Origin of the sequence: Verrucosispora sp. SN26_14.1 (genome assembly GCF_004307965.1) — a bacterium.
Lineage (GTDB): Bacteria > Actinomycetota > Actinomycetes > Mycobacteriales > Micromonosporaceae > Micromonospora.
Map to the genome: position 1 here is coordinate 1 of NZ_SISL01000399.1, position 5386 is coordinate 5386.

Annotated in this window: 5 protein-coding genes; 4 read left to right on the plus strand and 1 reads right to left on the minus strand. The window is 72.6% G+C overall.

The window, feature by feature from the left end:
• From EYA84_RS25365 to EYA84_RS25380, 4 genes are all read left to right on the plus strand, one after another.
• A partial coding sequence (locus EYA84_RS25365; protein WP_131056026.1) for a class I SAM-dependent methyltransferase occupies positions 1-578 on the plus strand: 578 nt, incomplete at its 5' end.
• Positions 579-716: 138 nt separating this feature from the next.
• Positions 717-1145, plus strand: coding sequence for a DUF3140 domain-containing protein (locus tag EYA84_RS25370; RefSeq protein WP_131056028.1), 429 nt, complete (start codon positions 717-719; stop codon positions 1143-1145).
• 120 nt (positions 1146-1265) lie between these two features.
• On the plus strand, positions 1266-2018 hold the full coding sequence (locus tag EYA84_RS25375) for an SDR family NAD(P)-dependent oxidoreductase (RefSeq protein ID WP_131056030.1): 753 nt from the start codon (positions 1266-1268) through the stop codon (positions 2016-2018).
• Between the two features lie 7 nt (positions 2019-2025).
• On the plus strand, positions 2026-2442 hold the full coding sequence (locus tag EYA84_RS25380; protein ID WP_131056032.1) for a MerR family transcriptional regulator: 417 nt from the start codon (positions 2026-2028) through the stop codon (positions 2440-2442).
• Positions 2443-2613: 171 nt separating this feature from the next.
• On the opposite strand, the gene polA is transcribed toward EYA84_RS25380, so the two are convergent.
• The gene (gene polA, locus EYA84_RS25385; protein ID WP_131056034.1) at positions 2614-5313 is read right to left on the minus strand and encodes a DNA polymerase I; all 2700 of its coding nucleotides are present in this window, start codon (positions 5311-5313) and stop codon (positions 2614-2616) included.
• Positions 5314-5386 lie beyond the last annotated feature (73 nt).

Genomic DNA, 5386 nt, shown 5'->3' on the forward strand with positions numbered 1-5386 from the left:
CGTCCTGCGCCCGCTGGCTGGCCGCCCAGGGCGCCCACCCGGTCGCGGTGGACCTGTCCGCCGGCATGCTGCGCCACGCCGCGCGCGCCGCCGACCGCAGCGGGGTACGCGTACCGCTGGCCCAGGCCGACGCGCTGGCGCTGCCGTTCGCCGACGGCAGCTTCGACGTCGCCTGCACGGCGTTCGGCGCGGTGCCGTTCGTCGACGACTCGGCCGCCCTGATGCGCGAGGTGCACCGGATCCTGCGCCCCGGCGGACGCTGGGTCTTCTCGGTCACCCACCCGATGCGCTGGATCTTCCTCGACGACCCCGGCGAGGGCGGACTGACCGCCGTGCACTCCTACTTCGACCGGCAGCCGTACGTGGAGCAGGACGACACCGGCGTGGCCACCTACGTCGAGCAGCACCGCACCCTCGGCGACCGGATCCGTGAACTGGTCGGTGCCGGGTTCCGCCTGGTGGACCTGGTGGAGCCGGAGTGGCCCGAGGGACACGAGGGGCTCTGGGGGCAGTGGAGCCCGCTGCGCGGCCGGCTCTTCCCCGGCACCGCCGTCTTCGTCACCGAGAGACACGACTGAGATCGCGGAACGCGGGACCCGGTCCACGGGAGTGGACGGCCACCCCCGTCGTTTCCGTGCCGCACCCCCGGGTAACCGGCGCCGTGGCCGAGACCGACTCGGGCCAGGACGTCGCCCACCACCCGGAGGTGTTGCGCCGTGAGCGGGACCGACGACCAGCAGACCTACCGTGAGTTCACCGACGCGGTGAACATGAAGCCCGGTGAGCTCCAGCAGTGGTTGGAGACGCCGGAGTCCAAGCACGTCGGTTGGCAGAAGAAGGGCACCGAGGGCGGCGAGTCGGTCGGCCACGAGTCCGGCCGCAAGATCGTCGACCTGCTCCGTCGCAAGCGGGACCAGCTCAGCGCCGCCGACTACAAGCACATGCGCAAGGTCGTCGGCTACGTCCGTCGCCACATGGCGCAGCGACCCAGCGGCGACGTCCGCGACACACGGTGGCGGTACTCGCTGATGAACTGGGGCCACGACCCGGTCAAGGCGCCGCTGCCCCCGCCCGGCGGCCCGTCCCGCAAGGCACTGGACCGGCACGGCAGCCCACCGAAGAACCGGCGCGGCCCGGCACGCTGACGTCGGCGAGTCCCCACACGCTCACCCCGACGCGGCCCGGCCTGCCGCACTAGGGCGACCTGATCCGGCGGAGGCATGGCTTGACCCTGCCGCTGACGGCAAGGTCGGACGATCGGCGCCATGATCGACCACACGCCACACCGAGTCGTCGTCGTCACCGGCGCCGGCACCGGAATCGGCCGGGCTACCGCCCGGGCGTTCAGCTCCGCCGGGGCCCACGTCATCGCGGTGGGTCGCCGCACCGCGCCGCTGACCCAGACCGCGACCGACCACCCCCTGATCACCCCGCTGGCCGTCGACGTCACCGCCGCCGACGCGCCCGACCGGGTGGTCCGCGCCGCCCTCGACCGCCACGGTCGGCTGGACGTCCTGGTCAACAACGCCGGTATCGCCGGCGGCGGGGACCTGGCCGACCTCGACGAGACGGCGGCCCGCCGGCAACTGGAGACCAACCTGCTCGCCCCGGTCCGGCTCGCCCACGCCGCCGTCCCGGCGCTGACCGACGCCCGGGGAGTGATCGTCAACGTCACCACGGCGGTCGGGCAGCGGGCCTGGCCGGGCTCCGCGCTCTACGCCGCCGGCAAGACCGCCCTCGACTCGCTTACCCGCAGCTGGGCGGTGGAACTCGCACCACGCGGCGTCCGCGTGGTGGCGGTCGCCCCCGGCGCGATCGACACCCCGATCGGTACGCACCAGGGCCTCGACCCGCAGCAGCGGGACACGGTACGCGCCTGGCAGCTCGCACACACCCCGCTGGGCCGGATCGGTGCCCCCGAAGAGATAGCGTGGGCGATCCTGCGGCTCTGCGAACCGGCCGCGGCCTTCGTCACCGGAGTGGTGCTGCCGGTCGACGGCGGAGCGGTCGTCGCGTGAGAGGACGGTGCCCGGATTGCGGATCGGGGAACTGGCCCGGGCCACCGGCAGCACGCCCCGGGCGCTGCGCCACTACGAGGAACACGGCCTGATCGACTCCCACCGGGCCGCCAACGGCTACCGCGAGTACGACGACCGGGCCGTCGTCCGGGTCCGCAACATCCGTCACCTGCTGGCCGGCGGGCTGACCCTGACCGACGTCCGGGCGTTCCTGCCCTGCCTCGACGGGGACGTGGCCACGGCGGCGCCCTCCCCCGCCGGGCTGCGGATCGCCCGGGACCGCCTGGCCGTGCTGGACGCCCGCATCGCCGCCCAGGTAGCGCTCCGCGACCGGCTCGCCGCCGCACTGCGCGCCGCCGCACCGCCCATCGGCCACGACACCGCGACGCCGGCCGCCGCCCCGGAGGCCCCGCTCACCACCTGAGCGCCAGCAGCCCCCTCACCACCTGACCGCCGGCCGCCCGGCACGGCCCCGACTGGCCCGCCCTGGACGACACGAGCACCGCCCGACCGGCGAGCACCGGTGCGGCCCGGCGGGCAGGCGCCCCGGTCTGCCCCACGACCGGATCCAGCGGGGACCCGGTCGTCTGCGCGGTCAGTGGTCGGCGCTGTTCCAGTCCCGGCCCTCGCCGACCGACACCTCCAACGGCACGGAGAGCGGATAGGCCGCACCCATCTCGCGGCGTACCAGTTCCTCCACCGCCGTCCGCTCCCCCGGCGCCACCTCGAAGACCAGCTCGTCGTGCACCTGCAACAGCATCCGGGACCCCAGGCCGGCCTCCCGCAACGCGGTGTCGACGTGCAGCATGGCGACCTTGATGATGTCCGCCGCCGAACCCTGGATCGGCGCGTTGAGGGCCATCCGCTCGGCCATCTCCCGCCGCTGCCGGTTGTCGCTGACCAGGTCCGGCAGGTAGCGACGGCGTCCCAGGATGGTGGAGGTGTAGCCGTCCTGGCGGGCCCGCGCCACCACCTCCTGCAGATAGTCGCGGACACCGCCGAACCCGGCGAAGTAGTCCTCCATCAGTCCCCGGGCCTCCTCGGCGGTGATGCCGAGCTGCTGGGACAGGCCGAACGCGCTCAACCCGTACGCCAGGCCGTAGTTCATCGCCTTGATCTTGCGCCGCTGGTCCGGCGTGACCTCGGTGACCGGCACCCCGAAGACCGACGAGGCGGTGGCGGCGTGGAAGTCGGCACCGGAGTTGAACGCCTCGATCAACGCGTCGTCCGTCGACAGGTGCGCCATGATCCGCATCTCGATCTGGCTGTAGTCGGCGGTGAGCAGGCATTCGTACCCCTCGCCCACCACGAACGCGCGACGGATCCGGCGCCCCTCCTCGGTGCGGATCGGGATGTTCTGCAGGTTCGGCTCGGTGGAGGAGAGCCGGCCGGTGGCGGCCACCGTCTGGTTGAACGTGGTGTGGATCCGCCCGTCGTCGGAGACCGACTTGAGCAGGCCGTCCACGGTCGACTTGAGCTTGGCCACGTCCCGGTGCCGCAGCAAATGGTGCAGCAACGGGTGCTCGGTCTGCGCGTAGAGCCACTGCAGGGCGTCGGCGTCCGTGGTGTACCCGGTCTTGATCTTCTTGGTCTTGGGCAGGTTCAGTTCACCGAAGAGGATCTCCTGAAGCTGCTTGGGCGAACCCAGGTTGAACTCCCGGTCGACCACCGCGTACGCGCCCTGGGCGGCGGCCTTCACCTCGGCGGCGAAGTGCGCCTCCAACTCCGAGAGGTAGCCGGTGTCGGCGGCGATCCCGGTGCGCTCCATGGCGGCCAGCACCCGCATCAGCGGCAGTTCCACCCCGGCCATCAGCCGCGCCGACTGCTCGCCGTCGCGGGACAGCTCGGCGTCGATCGCCTCGGCCAGGTCGAGCGTCGCCCGGGCGTGCACCATCAGGTTCTGCTCGGCCTCGCTGTCACCGCCCAACCCGTCCAGCGTGAGCTGGCCGTCGTCCGGGGCGTCGACCCGCAGCTCCCGGTGCAGGTAACGCAGTGCCAAGTCGGTCAGGTCGTAGGAGCGTTGGTCCGGACGGGCCAGGTAGGCCGCGATCTGGGTGTCGCGGGCGATGCCGGCCAGGGACCAGCCGTGCGCGCCGAAGGCCAGCACGGCCGGCTTGCTGTCGTGCAGCACCTTGGGCCGGTTCTCGTCGGCCAGCCAACCCGCCAGGGCCGTCTCGTCGTCCTGCCCCAGCGTGCTCGGGTCGAACCAGGCCGCCGCGCCGTCGCCGGTGGCCAGCGCCATGCCGGTGACCACGGCGGTGTGCCGGCGGTTGGGGCCGGTGTCCAGCTTCGCCGCAACGCCGACGGGCGTGCCGGGCGTCGCGTGCGTCTCCAGCCACCCGGCCAGCGCTCCGGGCGCGGCCAGCACCTCGCCGGTCAGGTCGAAGCCCGCCTCGGCCTCCGGCTCCACGGCGTCGAGGTACTGGTAGAGGCGGTCCCGCAGGATGCGGAACTGGAGGGTGTCGAAGACCTGGTGCACCGCCTCGCGGTCCCACCCCGACCAGCGGGCGTCCTCCGGCCGCACCGGCAGGTCGAGGTCGGTGACCAGACAGTTGATCTCGTAGTTGCGGATCACGTCGGCCAGCCGCTCGCGCAGACTGTCACCGGCCTTGCCCTTGATCTCGTCGGCGCGGGCGATCACACCCTCCACCCCGCCGTACGTGTTGATCCACTTCGCGGCGGTCTTCGGGCCGACACCCGGGACACCGGGCAGGTTGTCGCTGGTCTCGCCGACCAGCGCGGCCAGGTCACGGTAACGCTGCGGGCCGACACCGTACTTGGCCTCGATCGCGGCCGGGTCCATCCGCGCCAGGTCGGAGACGCCCTTGCGTGGATAGAGCACGGTGACCTGGTCGCCGACGAGCTGGAAGGCGTCCCGGTCACCGGTGCTGATCAGCACCGGCATGCCCTGGTCGCGGGCCTGACAGGCGAGCGTGGCGATGACGTCGTCCGCCTCGTAGCCCTCCTTCTCCACCACTGGCACCCGCAACGCCGCCAGGACCTCCTTGACCAGGCTGACCTGGCCCTTGAAGTCGCTCGGCGTCTCGCTGCGGCCGGCCTTGTACTCCGCGTACCTCTCGGTGCGGAAGGAGCGGCGGGACACGTCGAAGGCGACCACGATGTGCGTCGGCCGCTCGTCGCGCAGCACGTTGATCAGCATGGAGGTGAAGCCGTAGACGGCGTTGGTCGGCTGCCCGGTCGTGGTGGAGAAGTTCTCCACCGGCAGGGCGAAGAACGCCCGGTATGCCAGGGAGTGTCCGTCGACGAGGAGCAGGCGCGGCGTCGTAGCTGTCACGGCAGCGACTCTAGCCCGTGCCCCCGACACCCCCGGCGCGGCGGCACCGGCGGCCGACCGGAACGTCGACGGC